Raw genomic sequence first — 1,379 nt, 5'->3', positions numbered from 1 at the left:
CGGCTGGTTCGCGGATAGGCGTCGAGGTCTTCCAGGATGGAAGTTCTCACGCTCACCATCCGCCGGAAGACCTCGACTTGCACCACCCTACGTTCGTGACCCCTGACCTGACCACGTTCTGCCGTCTCGACGAGCTCGGCCTTCAAGCCGTCGGGCAGCTGCTCGAGCCTGATCGGGCGGTGCTGGAGTGCCGCGTCGTCGAGGACGACCCGTGGTGTCGGAAGTGCGGCGCGGAGGGCGTGCCGCGTGACACGGTGACGCGGCCGCTGGCGCATGAGCCGTTCGGGCATCGGCCGACGACGCTGCTGGTCCGGGTGCGCCGCTACCGGTGCACGCACTGCCGCCGGACCTGGCGGCAGGACACGTCGAAGGCGGCGGCGCCGAGGGAGAAGATCTCCCGCGGCGGGATCGGGTGGGCACTCACGGCGATCGTGGTCGACCACCTCACCATCTCCCGCGCCGCAGCAGGGCTCGGGGTGTCGTGGCATACCGCGAACACCGCGATCATCGCCGAAGGCAAGCGTCGCCTGATCGACGACCCGGCGAGGTTCGACGGGGTCACCACGATCGGTGTCGACGAGCACGTCTGGCGTCACACACGGTTTGGCGAGAAGTACGTGACCGTGATCATCGACCTCACCCCCGCGAGGAACAAGACGGGCCCGGCCAGGCTGCTGGACATGGTCGAGGGCCGCTCGAAGCAGGTGTTCAAGCAGTGGCTCGCCGCCCGGCCTGCGGAGTGGTCGAGCCGGATCGAGGTGGTCGCGATGGACGGGTTCTCCGGGTTCAAGACCGCCGCGGCCGAAGAGCTCCCCGACGCGGTCCCGGTGATGGACCCGTTCCACGTCGTCCGCCTCGCCGGCGACGCCCTGGACCGGACCCGGCAGCGGGTTCAGCAAGACACGCTCGGGCACCGCGGTCACGCCGGCGACCCGCTCTACGGGGTCCGCCGCACCCTCCACACCGGCGCGAGCTTCCTCACCGAGAAGCAGACCGCGCGGCTCGACGCGGTGTTCGCCGCCGAGGAGCACGTCGAGGTCGAAGCGACCTGGGGCATCTACCAGCGCATCGTCGCCGCCTACCGCGAACCCGACAAGAACAAGGCGAAGGAGATGATGCGGGCGGTGATCGACTCTGTCAGCAACGGCGTCCCCACGCTGCTCAAAGAGGTCCGTCGCCTCGGCCGCACGCTGAAGCAGCGCGCCGCGGACATCCTCGCGTTCTTCGACCGCCCCGGAACGAGCAACGGCCCAACGGAGGCCATCAACGGCCGGCTCGAGCACCTTCGCGGTTCCGCCCTCGGCTTCCGGAACCTCACGCACTACGTCGCCAGATCGCTCCTCGAAGCCGGCGGATTCAGACCGCTCCTACACTCTCAT

General features: G+C 69.1%; 1 protein-coding gene. It reads left to right on the top strand.

Features of this window, described 5'->3' with window-relative positions; translation table 11 throughout:
- Positions 1–77 precede the first annotated feature (77 nt).
- A partial coding sequence (locus tag RR49_RS00095; RefSeq protein ID WP_045245679.1) for an ISL3-like element ISPfr18 family transposase occupies positions 78–1,379 on the top strand: 1,302 nt, incomplete at its 3' end.

Source organism: Microbacterium ginsengisoli, from assembly GCF_000956535.1.
Taxonomy (GTDB): Bacteria; Actinomycetota; Actinomycetes; order Actinomycetales; family Microbacteriaceae; genus Microbacterium; species Microbacterium ginsengisoli.
The sequence above is the reverse complement of the archived record's forward strand: the minus strand, read 5'-3'. Positions and strand labels throughout refer to the sequence as shown.